Annotated in this window: 14 protein-coding genes and 2 pseudogenes; 4 read left to right on the top strand and 12 right to left on the bottom strand. The window is 71.4% G+C overall.

What is annotated here, in order from left to right:
* Nucleotides 1–74: 74 nt before the first annotated feature.
* Entirely contained in the window at nt 75–590 is a 516-nt protein-coding gene (locus FRADC12_RS27390; RefSeq protein WP_198153066.1) for a GNAT family N-acetyltransferase, read from the bottom strand.
* Between the two features lie 275 nt (nt 591–865).
* Here FRADC12_RS27390 and FRADC12_RS27385 point away from each other — a divergent pair.
* Nucleotides 866–2326: pseudogene (locus FRADC12_RS27385) on the top strand (Tn3 family transposase); the annotation flags it as partial.
* Here FRADC12_RS27385 and FRADC12_RS27380 read toward each other — a convergent pair.
* Nucleotides 2323–2598: a hypothetical protein gene (locus tag FRADC12_RS27380; RefSeq protein WP_045878763.1), complete on the bottom strand. Its 276-nt coding sequence runs from the start codon at nt 2596–2598 to the stop codon at nt 2323–2325. The pseudogene FRADC12_RS27385 and the gene FRADC12_RS27380 overlap by 4 nt on opposite strands.
* Before the next feature lie 424 nt (nt 2599–3022).
* Between FRADC12_RS27380 and FRADC12_RS27375 the strand changes: the two genes are divergently transcribed.
* Entirely contained in the window at nt 3023–3592 is a 570-nt protein-coding gene (locus tag FRADC12_RS27375) for a recombinase family protein (protein WP_045878767.1), read from the top strand.
* A gap of 43 nt (nt 3593–3635) precedes the next feature.
* Here the strand turns inward: FRADC12_RS27375 and FRADC12_RS27370 are convergent, their stop codons facing one another.
* The 9 genes from FRADC12_RS27370 to FRADC12_RS27325 form a co-directional block, all read right to left on the bottom strand.
* Nucleotides 3636–4199, bottom strand: coding sequence for a P-loop nucleotide/nucleoside kinase family protein (locus FRADC12_RS27370; RefSeq protein ID WP_045878766.1), 564 nt, complete (start codon nt 4197–4199; stop codon nt 3636–3638).
* Complete coding sequence (locus tag FRADC12_RS27365; RefSeq protein WP_045878765.1) at nt 4196–4933, bottom strand: class I SAM-dependent methyltransferase; 738 nt, start codon at nt 4931–4933, stop codon at nt 4196–4198. Before FRADC12_RS27365 ends, FRADC12_RS27370 begins: the two co-directional genes overlap by 4 nt.
* Entirely contained in the window at nt 4930–5880 is a 951-nt protein-coding gene (locus FRADC12_RS27360) for a glycosyltransferase family 2 protein (protein WP_052711223.1), read from the bottom strand. Before FRADC12_RS27360 ends, FRADC12_RS27365 begins: the two co-directional genes overlap by 4 nt.
* On the bottom strand, nt 5877–7055 hold the full coding sequence (locus FRADC12_RS27355) for an arylsulfotransferase family protein (RefSeq protein ID WP_045880329.1): 1179 nt from the start codon (nt 7053–7055) through the stop codon (nt 5877–5879). The genes FRADC12_RS27360 and FRADC12_RS27355 overlap by 4 nt, the downstream gene beginning before the upstream one ends.
* A 23-nt stretch (nt 7056–7078) precedes the next feature.
* Nucleotides 7079–7840 carry a creatininase family protein gene (locus FRADC12_RS27350; RefSeq protein WP_045880328.1) on the bottom strand — a complete coding sequence of 254 codons (762 nt, stop codon included), beginning with the start codon at nt 7838–7840 and terminating at the stop codon, nt 7079–7081.
* A 35-nt stretch (nt 7841–7875) separates the two neighbouring features.
* Nucleotides 7876–8841 carry a hypothetical protein gene (locus tag FRADC12_RS27345; RefSeq protein ID WP_052711222.1) on the bottom strand — a complete coding sequence of 322 codons (966 nt, stop codon included), beginning with the start codon at nt 8839–8841 and terminating at the stop codon, nt 7876–7878.
* Nucleotides 8842–8859: 18 nt separating this feature from the next.
* Nucleotides 8860–10059: a radical SAM/SPASM domain-containing protein gene (locus FRADC12_RS27340; RefSeq protein ID WP_198153065.1), complete on the bottom strand. Its 1200-nt coding sequence runs from the start codon at nt 10057–10059 to the stop codon at nt 8860–8862.
* A gap of 246 nt (nt 10060–10305) precedes the next feature.
* The gene (locus tag FRADC12_RS35265) at nt 10306–10788 is read right to left on the bottom strand and encodes a DUF397 domain-containing protein (RefSeq protein WP_502685293.1); all 483 of its coding nucleotides are present in this window, start codon (nt 10786–10788) and stop codon (nt 10306–10308) included.
* A 24-nt stretch (nt 10789–10812) separates the two neighbouring features.
* On the bottom strand, nt 10813–11676 hold the full coding sequence (locus FRADC12_RS27325; RefSeq protein WP_045880323.1) for a helix-turn-helix domain-containing protein: 864 nt from the start codon (nt 11674–11676) through the stop codon (nt 10813–10815).
* Between the two features lie 200 nt (nt 11677–11876).
* Here FRADC12_RS27325 and FRADC12_RS33660 point away from each other — a divergent pair.
* Nucleotides 11877–12371 (top strand): annotated as a pseudogene (locus FRADC12_RS33660) (DUF4158 domain-containing protein); the annotation flags it as partial.
* Nucleotides 12372–12654: 283 nt separating this feature from the next.
* Nucleotides 12655–14784 (top strand): Tn3 family transposase, encoded by a 2130-nt coding sequence (locus tag FRADC12_RS27320; protein WP_052711221.1) that lies wholly within the window; start codon nt 12655–12657, stop codon nt 14782–14784.
* Between the two features lie 7 nt (nt 14785–14791).
* On the opposite strand, the gene FRADC12_RS27315 is transcribed toward FRADC12_RS27320, so the two are convergent.
* A complete protein-coding gene (locus tag FRADC12_RS27315; protein ID WP_084011226.1) occupies nt 14792–15058 on the bottom strand; it encodes a hypothetical protein in 267 nt (88 codons plus the stop codon).
* Between the last annotated feature and the right edge of the window lie 47 nt (nt 15059–15105).

The raw sequence follows: 15105 nt of genomic DNA, 5'->3' as shown, positions 1-15105 counted from the left end.
TTGCCACCGGTGGCGTAATAGGTTTAAGTGGCATGAGCGCGGTGCCAGCGGCTGGTGGTCGGGCAATGGCGGGTTCAGCGTCGGGGCCTCGCATGCCATTCATGTGCGAGAACGCTGTACAGGTCTGAGTCGCGCCAGCCGTCGCGGATCAGCATCGTCTCGCGCATCCGGCCCTCGTAACTCATCCCGAGCCGCCGCAGGACGGCAGCCGACGCGACGTTACGCGGGTCACAGGTGGCGAAGACGCGATGAAGGTTGTGCTCGTCGAACCCGAGCTGGACGAGCTGGCTGGCGGCGGCTGTGGCCAGCCCCTTTCCCCAGTAGTCAGGGTGCAACAGGTAGCTGATTTCCCCCTGGTCCCGGCCGCGAAGGTTCAGCTCGCAGTTACCGACAACGCATCCGTCGAGGGTAATCGCGTAGACGAATCTTGTCTGGGGAGAGGAAGTCCACGCTTTCGCGGCCTCCCACACGAACTCGCGTGTCTGCTCCGTTGTGTTCGGACCCCACGCCTGGAAACGGCAGACCCGCTCCTGGCTCGCCCAGAGATGGACCGCCGGCCAGTCGTCCTCCTCGATCGGCCTGAGTAGCACGTCTCCCGACCTCGGACCCGCCATGCGGGGACTATGGCACCCCGCCGCGCCGGCCCGACTCCCGATCGCCACCGACCGTGACCCTCAACCCGCTCGCATTCGATGCGGGATTTCTGCATCAGATGCGAAACGCCTGGTCAGGCACCCCGCGCGCACCGCACGGCGATGCCCGAGGCCGCGAGGCCAGGTTCCACATCTACCAGACCGCCAACGACTACGCGCTGGCGCGGGCACGCTAACGCCATTGAGCGTTCGGTTGCTGCTCAAGCCCCGACACCACGCTCGCCGGCTGGGTCGCGCGGCTGGACCGCTCCCACCGCGAGCTCGCCGACGGCCTGGCGGCTAACCCCGCCGTGCGGATCGAGCGGCAGGACGGCCGCGACCGCATCATCCTCACCGGTCTCGACCGGCTGGAGGTCCCCGCGTCCCTCGACGAGCTCAACCGGCAGGTCGATGCCCGCCTGCCCTCCGTCGACCTGCCCGAGATGGTGCTGGAGGTCAACTCCTGGGTGCCCTACCTGGCGGAGTTCACCCACGTCTCCGAGGCCGAGTCCCGGATGGACGACCTGGAGCTGTCCGTGGCCGCTGTGCTCACCGCGGAGGCGACCAACGTCGGCATGGAGCCGATCGTCCACGACGGGATCGCCGCGCTCAGCCGCGACCGGCTGTTCTGGGTCGAGCAGAACTACCTGCGCTCCCAGACCCTCAGCCGGGCCAACGCCCGCCTGGTCGCCTTCCACACCCTCCTGCCGCTGGTCCAGGCATGGGGCGGTGGCGAGTTGGCCTCGGCCGACGGCCTGCGGTTCCTCACCCCGATCCGCACCCTCAACTCCGGCCCGAACCCGAAGTACTTCGGGACCCGCCGGCACGGAGCTACGTTCTACAACTTCCTGTCCGACCAGTTCAGCGGCCTGCACGGCATCCTGATCCCCGGCACCCAGCGCGACTCGTTCTACATCCTCGACGGCCTGCTGGAACAGGAGACCGCCCTGCGGCCCGTCGAGGTCACCTCGGACACCCATGGCGCCTCCGAGATGACCTTCGGCCTGTTCCGCCTCCTGGGCTATCAGTTCTCCCCACGCCTGGCCGACGCCGGCAGCGCGACCCTCTACCGCGCCGACCCGGACGCCGACTACGGCCCCCTCAACCCGCTGACCCGCGACCGGATCAACCTCGGGCAGATCGCCGCCAACTGGGATGACGTCCTGCGCGTCGCCGGCTCCCTGCACTCCGGCACGATCAAGGCCTCCGAGGTCTTGCGCGTGCTGGCACCCGGCGGCAAGCCCACCCCCACCGGCAAGGCAATCATGGAGATCGGCCGTCTCGACCGCAGCGCCTACCTGTCCACCTACTTCGCCGACGAACTGCTACGGCGGCGCGTGAACACCCAGCTCAACCGGCAGGAGTCCCGCCACAACCTCGCCCGCAAGATCTTCCACGGGCAGAAGGGCGAGCTACGGCAGTCCTACCGCGAGGGACAGGAAGACCAGCTCGGGGCACTGGGACTGATCCTCAACATCGTCGTCCTGTGGAACACGGTCTACTTCCAGCAGATCATCGACGAGATGCGAGCCGAGGGCATCCACGTCCGCGACGAGGACATCGCCCGCCTCTCGCCGCTGAAGTTCGCCCACATCAACTTCCACGGCCGGTACAGCTTCGCGCTGCCCGCCGAGGTCGCCGGAGGCCAGCTCCGATCCACCCGCAAGCCCGCCGAGGCCACAGCCCTGGGCTAGGAGGGCCCGGCCGGCTCGCTCTCCGCCCGGGCGAGCCGGTAGCGGACCTTCTCGTGCGACAGACCCACCAGGCCGCCGATCTGCCGCAGCCCCCAGCCCTCCGCCCTCGCCGCAGCCATCCCGCTGTCCAACGCCGTGTCCGTCACCTCGTCCAGCGCCTGCCGCAGCTCAACAACGAGCCGCAGCCGGATCGCAGGCGCCAGATCGTCCAGGCCGGCGCAGAACCGCGCCACATCCGCCTTCAGGAAACCAACCGTCGGGTCATCGCTCACCCACCCACCCTGTCGGACCCGACCGCCGACCGTCAAAAGTTTTGACAGCAACACCGGCTTTCCGTTCCGTTCCTACCGGGCCCCCGCTTCTCGACCCATTCGCCGTCGGCTGTCATCGAGATGAACGTGGCCTCGTAGCCCCCTGCGCTGGTATCACGTCGGCTTCCCCCGTTCCGTCCGCTGTTGCCCGATCACGGTAAGGCCTGGCACCGACAGAAACAGGGGCGCCGGCTCGGCGGTCCGGGACCGGTTCCGGGCGCGAGGATGATCAGATTCTCGTCAGGTTGAAGTAGACCCCAACGCCACACATCCAGGTGACCTGCGGGGCGTCAGATTAGAGTCCCGGGCCCCATTTCTTGACGTCCGTCTACTTGGTTCTTAGATTCCATCTTGACATTTCGGATGGCGAGGGGGCCGGGAGCGGATGCGGGTCGGTTACGTCAGGGTGAGCAGCGCCGACCAGAACACCGTGCGTCAGCTCGACGGGGTCGAGGTCGAGCGGCTGTTCACGGACAAGGCGTCCGGGAAGGATGCCGATCGGCCGAAGCTCGACGAGATGCTCGCGTTCGTTCGCGAGGGCGACACCGTGCTCGTGCACTCGATGGACCGGCTCGCGCGCAATCTCGACGACCTGCGCCGCCTTGTGCGGACCCTCACGGCCAAGGGCGTGCGGGTCGAGTTCGTCAAGGAGGGCCTGACCTTCACCGGCGAGGACTCGCCGATGGCGACCCTGCTGCTCTCCGTCATGGGCGCGTTCGCCGAGTTCGAGCGCGCCCTGATCCTCGAGCGCCAGCGCGAGGGCATCGCCGCAGCCAAGCAGCGCGGCGCCTACACCGGTCGCAAGCCCGCCCTGACCCCCGGCCAGGCCCGCGAGCTGGTCGCGCGCGCCGCCGCCGGCGAACGGAAGTCCGACCTGGCTCGGGAGTTCGGCGTCAGCCGCGAGACGGTGTACAGCTACCTGCGCGCCACCGAGGCGGCAGCTGTCGCGGGCTGAGTCGACACGGCTTGGCAGGCCCGTCCCACGGCCCGGCCTGCGCTCACGGGATGGGCTCGGTGAGGAACGCGGCGATGGTGTCGAGGCCGGGGCGGTAGCCGTCGCTGGTGTCGACGGGGAGCCGCGGGAGGTCCAGGCGGATGTCGACGAAGGCGTCGAGGGAGTGGCGGCCGGCGGCGATGTCGTCGAGGAGGTCGCGGTCGCCGTGGGCGGCGCGGTGGGGGTCGAGCCCGGCGCGGTTGGTGATCCGCTGGTGGGCGGTGGCGGCGTCGACGGCGCAGCGGATGATCCGCACGTCGGCGTGGGCGGTGAGCGGTTCCAGGTGGGGTCTCCAGAGCCGGTCCTGGAACGCGGCCTCGGCCACGACGGTGACACCGGCTTTCGCCAGCGTTTCCAGGACGCCGAAGAAGGCGTGCAGAGCGGGGATGTTGAGTGGGTCGTCGCCGCCGGCCTGGTAGCCGGGGCTGGCCAGGACCAGTCCTTGTTTGATCTCGTCGCGGATCACCGCCGGGCAGCCGACGGCCGTGGCGAGCGCGCGGGCGAGGGTGGTCTTGCCGGTTCCTGGCGGGCCGCTGACGACGGCTAGCACCGGTCTCCCCGTGGTCATACTGCTGGATCCTTCCACGCGGGCGCCGTGTCCGGCGGCTTGGCGAGGCGGTAGGCGATGAACCCGGGCTCCCGGGACAGGCGGGCGAACACGGCGGGGTGCGTGCGCGCCATCCGCGGCTGGGGCTGGTGCTCGACGAGGGCCTTGAGGAGGAATCCGGCGGCGGTGAACTCGGCGATCCAGTTCTGCAGGGGCTGCCGCCAGTAGCGGTGGGTGAGTCCGCACGACCACTGCTCCTGCTCGTGGCGGGCGTCGAAGTAGCCGCCGTCGCTGGCCTGCCAGTCGGCGGTGGGATGGCTGGTGGAGATGACCAGGGCCCCGCCGGGGCGCAGGACCCGGTAGATCTCGCGGAGCGCGCCCGCCCGGTTGTCGAGGTAGTGGATGACCAGGGCGAGCAGCGCCAGGTCGGCGCTGGCGTCGGGCAGCCAGTCCAGAGGCCGGTTCAGGTCGTGCTGGCGCAGCACGGGACCGGGGCCGAGCCGCCTGTGGGCGAGGGCGATCATGTCGGTGCTGGCGTCGCAGCCGATGACGTGGGCGCCGCCGCGCAGGAGTTCGGTGGCGTAGAGGCCGGGCCCGCAGCCGGCGTCCAGGACGGTGAGTCCGGTGACGTCGCCGAGCAGGCCGAGCACGGCCGGCCGGTCGTAGTGGGCGTTGTAGGCGCTGACGGCGGCCTCGTCGGCGAAGACCTGGGCGTACCCGTCGTAGAGCGCCGGCCCGGCGGCGACGTCGGTCATCCGGGTACTCCCTGACGATCTGCCCGCGGGCCGAGAGCGCGGGCGAGCACGGGCGGGCGGAACAGCATGTCGAGGTGCGCCAGATCAGCCTGCGCCGCTGTGGTGAAGGCCGGGTAGAGGGTCCGGATGGCGTGCTCGAAGGCGTGTCGCGGAACCGGCTGGCCCCGCTCGATGGCGACGTCCAAACGACCGTCGAACTCGGTGATCCAGCGCCGGTAGCCGGCCACCCGGGGGTCGGAGGCCGGCCAGGAGGCGTACAGGCGGCGGCGGGCGAGGGTGAAGGGTGTCGGGCTGCGCTGGTAGGCGGCGGCGACGGTTCCGGAGGCGCCCTGGACCTGGTGGTAGACGCTGGTGCAGGCGCCCGTGTAGGCGAACCGGTAGCCCTGGGCGTGCAGGGTCAGCCACATCGCCCAGTCCTCGCAGTGCTGGAGGGTCTCGTCGAACTGGGCCGAGGTTCCGGTGTAGTTGCGGACGGTGACCGCCCCGGTGTGGATGAAGTTGGCGACCAGCAGGAAGCCGGGATCGAACGGGTAGCCCTTGCGCAGGACGGCGGCGCCGTCGGCGGTCCGCGGTATGGCGTCGATCCAGCGGTCGCTGACCAGCGCCGCGCCGTAGGCCACCTCGATGCTGGGATCAGCCAGGGTGGTGGCGGCGACGGCCAGGTGGTCGGGCAGGAAGACGTCATCGTCGTCCAGGAAGGCGAGCAGGTCCCCGGAAGCGCTGGCAGCGCCGAGGTTGCGGGCGTGCGATACGCCCCGCCGCTGTGGCACCTCCAGCAGGGTGATCGCGAGCCGCCCGCGCCAGGCGTCGATGACCTGCTCAGGTGGGGTGCCCCCATCGGCGACGACGATGACCTCGAAGTCGCGCAGGCTCTGGCGGTCCAGGCTGCGCAGCGCCCGGTCCAGGTAGCCGGGCCGGTCGGCGGTGGGGATGATGACGCTGATCACTGGCTGCTCCGGACCTCGGGTTGGCAGCGGACTCGGGTGGTGGCCAGCTGCCAGGCCCGGCCGGCGGGCGTGGCCAGGCGCGCGGCGGTTCGGGCCGGGATGGCGGCCAGTCGGTAGATGTCGCAGCGGGAGTTCCCGCCGGCCGTGTGGTTCGTGCGGATGTGGAGTTCCCGCAGGGTGCTGCCGTCGCGGCTGATCTCGATGGCGCGGCCGTGCTGGGCGTCGGTGACGAGCAGGGTTCCGCTCGGGAGTTGCTGGCAGCCTCCGGCGAGTTCGGTGAACAGCGCGGCCGGCGGATCGGCGACGTAGGTGAAGACGATCTCGCCAGTGGCGGGGTCGATCTCCAGGACGCGGGAGCGGCGCGCGGCGCGCCCGTTGTCGAACACCAGCACGCTGCCGCCGGGCAGGGCGGAGGGTTGGTGCGGCCCGGACAACTCGCCGGGTCCCCACCACCAGCGCACCGCGCCGGCCCGTGGGCTGACGACGGCGATCAGGTCCAGCTCGCGGACCGCGACCAGGACGTCGCCGTCATCCCACAGGCCGGCCGGATGGGCGGGCACGATCTCCAGGGTGTTGGCGTGCAGCACGTCGCACGGCGAGCCCGGCTGGTCCCGCAGCGCACGGGAGACCTCCCGCCCTCGTCGCCCCGCGAGTCGGTGCAGGTCAGCGCACCCGACCGTCGCCCTGGCACGGCGGGCGAGCTCGTCGTGGACCAGGCCACGCAGGTGGTCGACGGTGGCGAGCAGGTCGTACAGCGAGTGCTGCTCGACTGGCCGCCCGCCGGCCTCCAGGACGGTGATCTGGTTGTCCAGGAGCAGGTACGGGCCGCCGGGCGCCGGGATGAGGCGGGGCTGTTCGGTCAGGACGTGCACGCGGCCGTCGGCGGCGACGTCCAGGTCGTGGTGGGCGGGCACCGGGGCGCTCCAGGCCAGGCTGGAGTCGGGGCGCAGTTTCAATACCGCGTGCAGCGGCACGATCGCGTACAGGCTTCCGTCGGGTCCGAGCTCGACGTGGTTCCAGCCACGCAGGTAGGACGGCGGATCGTCCACGGGGTCGGGCTGCCCGGTGGCGTTGCTCCAGGCGTGCACGAGCCGGCCGTCCCGGTCGGTCAGGCATGCCACCGGTTCGGGGTAGGACGCCGACGGCGAGTACAGCAGCAGAACCTCGTCCGTCACGTCGTGATCCGTGGTGTGGCCGGTCACCGCATCTCCTGGCGCACCGCGTCCGCAAGGCGGCGGGCGACCTGCTCGGCGACACGCTCCCCGATCGCGGGGCTGGAGCCCACGGCGGTATAGACGACGCCGTCGGAGGTGGCGGCGTCGGCCGGGAGCGGGAAAAGGTGGTAGGTGAACCGGCGAGGCGGGCAGCCGGCCGGACCTTCGGGCGCCGGGCGGGTGGTGCGCGGGGCGATGTGCATGACCAGGCTGGACTCGACCATGCCCGCGTGGTGGTCGACGTCGCGCGCGACCCCGGTCTCGGCGGCCAGCGTGTCGCGGAAGTCCTCGCCGACCACGTCCCACCAGTTCACGATCATCACCCTGGCGCCGGGGACGGCGGCCGTGACGATCCGCGCGGCCTCGCACAGAAAGCTGATGTTGTCGATCGCGGAGTTGACCACGACGAGGCGCCGAAGGCCGTGGCACGCCAGCCCGGTGAGCACCTCGGTGACCAGACGGGTGAAGACCTCGCCGCTGAGGTTGAGGACGCCCGGGAACTCGCCGCCGAGGCGCTGCGGCGGCGTCGCCACCCCGTAGCCGATGGTCGGAGCGACCAGGGCGCCGGAAAGGTCGCGGGCGAGCCGGCCGGCGAAGTAGTCGCTGATCATCGTGTCGGCGGCCAACGGCAGGTGCGGCCCGTGGGGCTCGACCGCTCCCACGGGCACGATCACCACGCCCGCGCCGGGAGCTGGATCGCGGGTCGCATCGTCGAAGGCGGGCCAGGTCATCTCGCCGAGCAGCATCGGCATCCCTTTCCGGCTGGGTTCGGGTAGGCGGGTCAGGCTCCGATCCAGCCCAGGCTGGGGAGGTCGCGCGGCCGGAGCCGCTCGCCAAGGCGCAGGTTGAGGAAGTCCTCCTTGTTGCAGCACCCGCCGTTCGCCCCGCATGGCGCCCAGGTCGCCGCGCGGGTCTCCAGGCGGAAGCCGGGGTCCAGGACGCGGCCGAGCGGGTGCAGGTCGGCGGCGGCGTAGCGCGAGCAGCGGTAGGCCACCCCGTGGATGTCGATGAACAGGTAGTCGTGCCCTGCCCGGCACTCCAGCTCGCGTGGGCCGGCGAGCGCGGTGAGCGCGAGCCTGGTCAGCGCCGGGTCGCCGCCCGCCTCCTCGATTACCTGCAGGGCGCGTTCGTGGTCGTGGCCGACGGCGCACAGCAGCGGCACAGCGCCGGTGGGGCTGGCGGTCGTGGCGGTCGGGTCGTAGCCGAGGTCGAGGTTGAACCGGAGCCCGGCGCGGCGGGCCGCGTCGCGTACCCGCCGGGCCCCGGCGGCGTCGGCCGGGTCGAACAGCAACGCGTTGACGACGACGAAGCAGCCGTAGGCGTCGTGGGCAAGCGCAGCGGCGTCGGTGAACTTCTCCAGGCCGATCTGGCCGGGGTGCCAGGTCAGCCACAGCGACACCTTGGCCATCTCAGCCGTTTCGGCCAGCAGGGGAAGACGGCGCTCGAGCAGCGAGGCGTTCGACAACAGCTCCACGTAGCGGACGTTGTCCTGGCGGGTGAGCCAGCCGGCCTGCTGAAGGAAGAACGAGGAGGCGAACGGCTCGCCGAGGCTGCCCAGGCGGACCTCGACCGGCTGCGGCCGGCTGCCGATCCAGCCGACCGTGGCGGCGAGGACGTCCCGGTCGGCCGGGTCGGTCCAGTCGTAGCGGCGGCTCTTCGACCAGTCCCCGGTCGACACGCAGTACGGGCAGCCAAAGTTGCACAGCCGCTGCCCGGCCACGTACCAGATCCTCATCGCGTCGGTCATGGCGGTGCTCCTGGTCGGTCAGCCGAAGGTGGCGATGGGGCGGAACTCGCGGGCGCCGTAGTCGAGCCGCTGGTTGTGGCAGCGCCGGCACGGCAGGCCCGCCGGCGCGTCGTCGACGCCGAACACCTGGCGGCGCAGCGCGACCGCGGCGTCGCTGGTCATGAGCTCGTGGATGCTGCCGGCGGTGATGTTGCCGAACCGTTCCCGCTGGTAGTAGTCGTTGCAGCACAGGAACAGGTCGCCGGCGACGCTGATGTTGGCGTGGTGGACCGGCCAGCCGCAGCCAGTCAGCGGCCCCCGGATGTCGATGTTCTGGAAGTAGTCGCCGCCCACGGCGCCGGCCCGGTCGCACGTCGCGCTCGCGAACACCTCCACGCCGGCGGGCTCGTACCGGGCGCGGACGCCGTCCAGGTTGCGGGCCAGGCTCGCCCCGACGCCGTTGACGACGACCTGGACCGGAAACCCGGCCTCGATCGCGGCGTCCAGGTTGGCCGTGGTCCGCTGGAAGCTCCGCGAGCCGGTAAGGCGCGCGAACTCGGCCTCGTCGGTGGAGGGCAGGTTCACGATCAGGTGCCGCAGCGCCCCGGGCCGGCGCAGGGCCTCGATCCGGTCGGGAGTGAGCGCGGAGGCGTTCGTGTAGAGCGCGAGTTGCAGGTTGTGCCGCGCCAGCACGTCGAGCCGGTCGGTGAACAGCCGGTCGAGCAGCGGCTCGTTGAAGAACTGGAACGTCACGTACCGCAGCGTCGGAACGGCCGCCAGCTTGGCCGCGACCTCCTCGAACAGCCCCAGCGGCATCGTCCGCCGCGGCTTCGGATCGGTCGCCACGGGACAGAACTGGCACCCCCAGTTGCAGTGCGCGGTCACCTCGATCTCGCCGGAGATCAGGTGATAGCCCCGGCACAGCTCGCCTGGCTCCTGCAGCCAGCTTCGGGCCACCGCCACGGCGACCAGTTCGGCGCCGAACCGTTCCGCCAGCGCGCTGGCCTCGGCTGGGCCCGCGGCACTGGCGCGCAGCAGGTCCAACATCGCCTGGTCGCTCTGCCACACGATCCGGCCGTCCAGGCCGACGATCCCGAATAGCGCGCCGGGCCCCGGTGGCTCCCCGGTGGGTGCGGTGGGCCCGTAGGTGTCGCTCCAGTAGCTGACCGGGAACGCCTCGCCCGGCATCACGCGCGTCAGGTACGGCGAAGTCTGCAGGCGACGGTCACCACCACTCACGCCAGGCCCTCCCCGGCTCGGCGCGCCCGATCCGGGGCGCGGACGGCGGGCGCGTCGCACTGCGCATCACTCTGCACAGTGCAGCAACACACATCGTGGAGGCAGTATCCGAGTCCAGACCGAACGTGACAAGCCCCTGACGGGTTTTCAGCGCCGCGCGGCGGGGCGGAAGAGCGCGAGAACGCGTCAGGGGCCGCAGCCCTCTGGAACGGCTGCGGCCCCTGACGACCGGCGATGTCGGTCGCGCTACCGGCCGTGCGGCTCTGGCTCCTCCGCCAGGCCGCCGAGCAGGTCGTCGAACTCGCCGGCCGTCACGCCGGCGACGAAGGCATCCCACTCAGTCTCGGTGAAGTAGAGGACCGGGCCGCCCAGACCGGCGGCGCCCCGCACCGTGATCGCCTGCCGCCCCGGCTCGAAGACCTTGTCGTCCCTGCGGAAGTCCGCCGGGACCTGCTCGGCCGGGATGTGCCCGGTGATGACGCCGCCGTCCCCGCCGCCGTCCCGGATCTGCGCGCCGGCCGGCCTCCTGGCCTCGTCGACGAAGGCCGCCCAGACGTCCGGGGTGAACCACAGGTCGGGGCCCGACGGAAACTTGGAGTCGCGGACCCCTATCCGACGAGCCGCGCCAGCTCCGGCCGCGGCCACCTCAACACAGTTGGCGGTCGGCTCGCTGCGCGTGGACTTGCGCCAAGAGGTGGTGACGAGGGGGGCGATGGCGGGCGTGCTCACGGCACTGTTCATAGTGATCGCTTCCTAACGGTCAGGCAGCTTCGTCGCGGCCTGGCTGATGAACTCGACGCTGTCGTCGGGGGACAGCGCCACCTCGGCCAGCAGGTCGTACCGCTCGGCGTAGCGGGCGACCTGAACCGGATCGGTCACGATGACATCGGTGGTGATCGACTCGATCGCCGCCACCACCGGGTCGCCGGGGTCGGGATAGGCGTAGAGCGACAGCGCTCCCGGCAGCGTCTGGAAGTCGCGCACCACCGCCTCGATCGGCAGCACGCGCACCGTGACGTTCTTCTCGGCGGCCCGGGCAGCCAGGTGCAGGAGCTGCTCGCGCATCACCGGCAGCGGCGCGGACGGCCGCCGGACCGCGGCCTCGTCGATCAGCAGCTCGTAGCTCGGAGCACCAGGGCGCCGCAGCATCCGCTGCCGGCCCGCCCGGCCCTCCAGCACGCCCTCGACGGTGGCCTCACCCGCGGGCATGACTCCCGTGACCAGCAGCCGTGCGCGGGCGTACTCGGCCGTCTGCAGCAGGCCAGGCACGGAACTTGGCTGGTACTCGCGGATGCCCACCGCCCCGGCCTCAAGGTCCGCGTACAGGGCCTGCCGCTCGCCCATCACCCGGGCGCCCGACTCCCACCAGCCCCTGGTCGCCGCGTCCTGGGCGATCGTCAGGAGGCTGGTCCACTCCGCTCCCTCGACGCCGAGCGCCTCGAGCAGCTTCATCACGTCGTTGATGTCCGGGGAGACCCGGCCGTTCTCCAGCCGGGAGATCTTCGACCGGTCGACCCCGATGCTCCTCGCGAGCTCCAGGTGGTTCAGCCCGGCGGCCTCGCGGCGCTTTCTCAACTCCTGTGCGAGCCGGTACCGGCGCACGTACGGGCTAATCATGCTCAGATCCTCAACGTGCGGAATGGTGAACAGTGCCAGAAGTCGCACACGGGCGTCACGCTATCAAGTGCTGGATCTCTCCTCGACGCGGGTGCGGACACATCGCCTCGGGGCAGTTCAGGACGAACCCCACGGAGCGGACGGAAGGGCGGCTGGAACGATGCCTGTGACGAGCGTCGATCGGGCGATGGGGGCGCGGGGTGCCGGTCAACTTCCTCACGGACGAGCAGCGCGGTCGGTACGGCCGGTTCAACGCGGCGCCGGACGCGGTGCAGCTGGGCGGGTTCTTCCACCTGGACGCGGACGCGCGCAGGCGGGCGACGGCCGCGAACGGCCGGCGCAACGAGCTGGGCTGGGCCGTGCAGCTGGGCACCGTGCGCTTCCTCGGCACGTTCCTGCCCGCCCCGGCGGACGTTCCGGCGGTGGTCGTCGACTACGTCGCCGAGCAGCTCGGCCTCGTCCCCGATGACCTGAAGGGCTACGGGGAGCACGAGGCGCGCTGGGACCATCAGGCGCAGATCCGCGATGCCTACGGCTATCAGGTCTTCGGGCCGTCGCAGTGGTGGGCGCTGGCTCGCTGGCTGTTCCTGCGGGCCTGGCACACCAACGAACGGCCCAGCGTCCTGTTCGACCTGGCCACCAACCGGCTCGTCGAGGCGAAGGTGCTGCTGCCCGGTGTGACGGTGCTCGAGCGCCTCGTCGCGAGCATCCGGGAACGCACCGCCGCCCGCCAGTACCGGCTGCTGGCCGCCGCGCCCAGTCCACCTCAGCGCGCCGACCTCGAGCAGCTTGTCGTGGTCGAGGCGGGTCGGCGGCTGTCGCGGCTCGACCGGCTGCGCCGCAGCCCGACCGACATCAGCGGCGCCGGGGTCGTGAAGGCCCTGGACCGCTACGTCGAGATCGACGGGCTGGGCGCGGCGGGCTGGGACCTCAGCGCCGTGCCGGCGGGGCGGATCACCGCGCTGGCCCGGTTCGCAGGTGTTCGACCTCGTCGTCGGCGACCTGGTCCGCACCTCCGGGTTCCGCGCCGGCCGGGAACGGCTGCGCACCCTCAAGGACCTCGACGGGGCAGCGCTGGTGCTGCGCCGGGCCTGGCTGGCCATCGGGCAGATCGCCGCCGACCCGGCCGGCGACCTGCGCCAGGCGCTCTCCGAGCTGGACGTCGCCGCCGTGGACGCGGCGGCCGCCACCATCTGCCAACTCGCCCGCGAACCCGACGACAACTTCCTGACCGAGCTGCTGGACCGCCACGCCACAATCCGCCGGTTCCTGCCCCGGCTGTTGGCCGTCATCGGCTTCGACGCCAACAACCGCCAGGGCCGCCAAACCCTCGAAGCGCTTGAGTTCCTCGCCGGCCTGCCCCGCCGGCGCAGCCGCACGCCCATCCCGCCGGACAGCGTGCCCGCCGACGTGCTGACCGCCGCCTGGCACCGGCGGGTCTTCCCGACCGACGGCGACAAGGCCGGGACGGTCGACACCCGCGCCTACACTGTCGCCACCGTCGAACGGCTCCGCGAGGCACTGCGCCGCCACGAGGTGTTCGTGCCCGGCCTGCGCAAGTGGGGCGACCCGACCGCCGGCCTGCTCACCGGCGACGCGTGGGAGAAGGAACGGCCGCGCATCTGCGCCGACCTCGGCCTGAACCCCGAACCCGGCGTCGACGTGCAACGGTGGGCCGGCCGGCTCGACACCGCCTACCGCAGGCTCGCCGACGGCCTGGCCTCGAATCCGTCAATCCGGATCGAACAGCGCGACGGCCGCGACCGCCTCGTGCTCACCGGCCTGGACAAGCTCGACGAACCGGCGTCTCTCGCGGCGCTGCGCGCCGATGTCGACGCTCGGATCCCGGTCGTCGACCTGCCCGAGGCGCTCCTCGAGGTACACCGCTGGACCGGCTGCCTGGACCACTTCACCCACGTCTCCGACGCCCCGTCGCGCCGCGACGACATGATCGTGTCGGTGGCGGCGGTGCTCGCAGCCCAGGCGATGAATGTCGGCCTGGCCGCTGTCGCCTCCGACACCGTGCCAGCACTCGCGCTCGACCGGCTGTTCTGGGTCGAGCAGAACTACATCCGCGCCGCCACCCTCACCGCGGCCAACGCCGCCCTCGTCGACTACCACATGGCTCTGCCGCTGGTCGCCGCCTGGGGCGGCGGCGAACTCGCCTCCGCCGACGGCCTGCGCTTCGTCGTCCCCGTGCGCACCCTCAACGCCGGGCCCAACCCGAAGTACTTCGGCCACGGCGCCCGCGGGGTCACCTACTACAACTTCACGTCCGACCAGTTCACCGGCTTCCACGGCATCGTGATCCCGGGAACCCCGAAGGACTGGTACTACCTGCTCGAAGGCCTCCTCGACCAGGAGACCTCACTGCGCCCGGTCGAGGTCACCTCCGACACCTCCGGCGCCTCCGAAATGGGCTTCGGGATCTTCCGGCTCCTCGGCTGGCAGTTCTCCCCACGCCTGGCCGACGCCGGTTCCGCCACCCTCCACCGCGTCGACCCGCACGCCCACTACGGCCCGGTCAACAACCTCATCCGCACCCGCATCAACACCAAGATCATCACAGACAACTGGGACGACCTGCTGCGCGTCGCAGGCTCCCTGCTCACCGGCGCCGTGCGCCCCGCCGAACTGTTCCGCTACCTCGCCGGCGGCGGCACTCCCACCCCGATCGGACGGGCGCTCATCGAGCTCGGCCGGCTCGACCGCTCCGCCTACCTCGCCGGCTACTACGACGACGAGCTCCTCCGGCGGAGGGTCAACACCCAGCTCAACCGGCAGGAGTCCCGCCACCAGCTCTGCCGCAAGATCTGCCACGGCCAGAAGGGCGAACTGCGCCAGCGCTACCGCGAAGGCCAGGAAGACCAGCTCGGCGCCCTCGGACTCCTGACCAACGTCTGCGTTCTGTGGAACACCGTCTACACCGCCCGCGCCCTCGACCAGATCCGCGACGAAGGCAAACCCACCGCGGTCGCCGACGTCGCCCGGCTCTCACCGCTCGGGTTCGATCACCTCAGAATGCTCGGCCGCTACAACTTCTCGCTGCCCGACGACATCCGCGCCGGCCGGCTCCGGCCCCTGCGGTCCCCGTCGCCCACCCAGTGACGCCCGGCTACTCACCGACCACGGGCGCGCTGGCCGCGAGCGTGCGCCGAACCTGCTCGTGTGACAGCCCGACGAACGCACCGATCCGCCGCAGCCCCCACCCCTCGTCCTGAGCGGCGGCCATCGCCGCCGCCAGCGCCGGCGAGGTCACCTCCTCCAGCGCGGCCCGCAACTCCGTCAACATCCGCAGCCGCGGCGCGGGCGCCAGTTCGGCCAGCTCAGAGCACAGCCGCTCCACATCCGCCCGCAGGAACGCGACCTTCTCCGAACTCACCCGGCCAGCCTGACCGGCCAACGCCAGCAGTGTCAACAAATGTGACA

The sequence above is a fragment of the Pseudofrankia sp. DC12 genome (genome assembly GCF_000966285.1).
Lineage (GTDB): Bacteria > Actinomycetota > Actinomycetes > Frankiales > Frankiaceae > Pseudofrankia.
The sequence above is the reverse complement of the archived record's forward strand: the minus strand, read 5'-3'. Positions and strand labels throughout refer to the sequence as shown.

Excerpts from the sequence above, each read along its gene's own strand:
- FRADC12_RS27325 (WP_045880323.1), bottom strand. The coding sequence starts at position 11,676 with ATGATTAGCCCGTACGTGCGCCGGTACCGGCTCGCACAGGAGTTGAGA.
- FRADC12_RS27375 (WP_045878767.1), top strand. The coding sequence starts at position 3,023 with ATGCGGGTCGGTTACGTCAGGGTGAGCAGCGCCGACCAGAACACCGTG.
- FRADC12_RS27365 (WP_045878765.1), bottom strand. The coding sequence starts at position 4,933 with ATGACCGACGTCGCCGCCGGGCCGGCGCTCTACGACGGGTACGCCCAG.
- FRADC12_RS27370 (WP_045878766.1), bottom strand. The coding sequence starts at position 4,199 with ATGACCACGGGGAGACCGGTGCTAGCCGTCGTCAGCGGCCCGCCAGGA.
- FRADC12_RS27345 (WP_052711222.1), bottom strand. The coding sequence starts at position 8,841 with ATGACCGACGCGATGAGGATCTGGTACGTGGCCGGGCAGCGGCTGTGC.
- FRADC12_RS27350 (WP_045880328.1), bottom strand. The coding sequence starts at position 7,840 with ATGCTGCTCGGCGAGATGACCTGGCCCGCCTTCGACGATGCGACCCGC.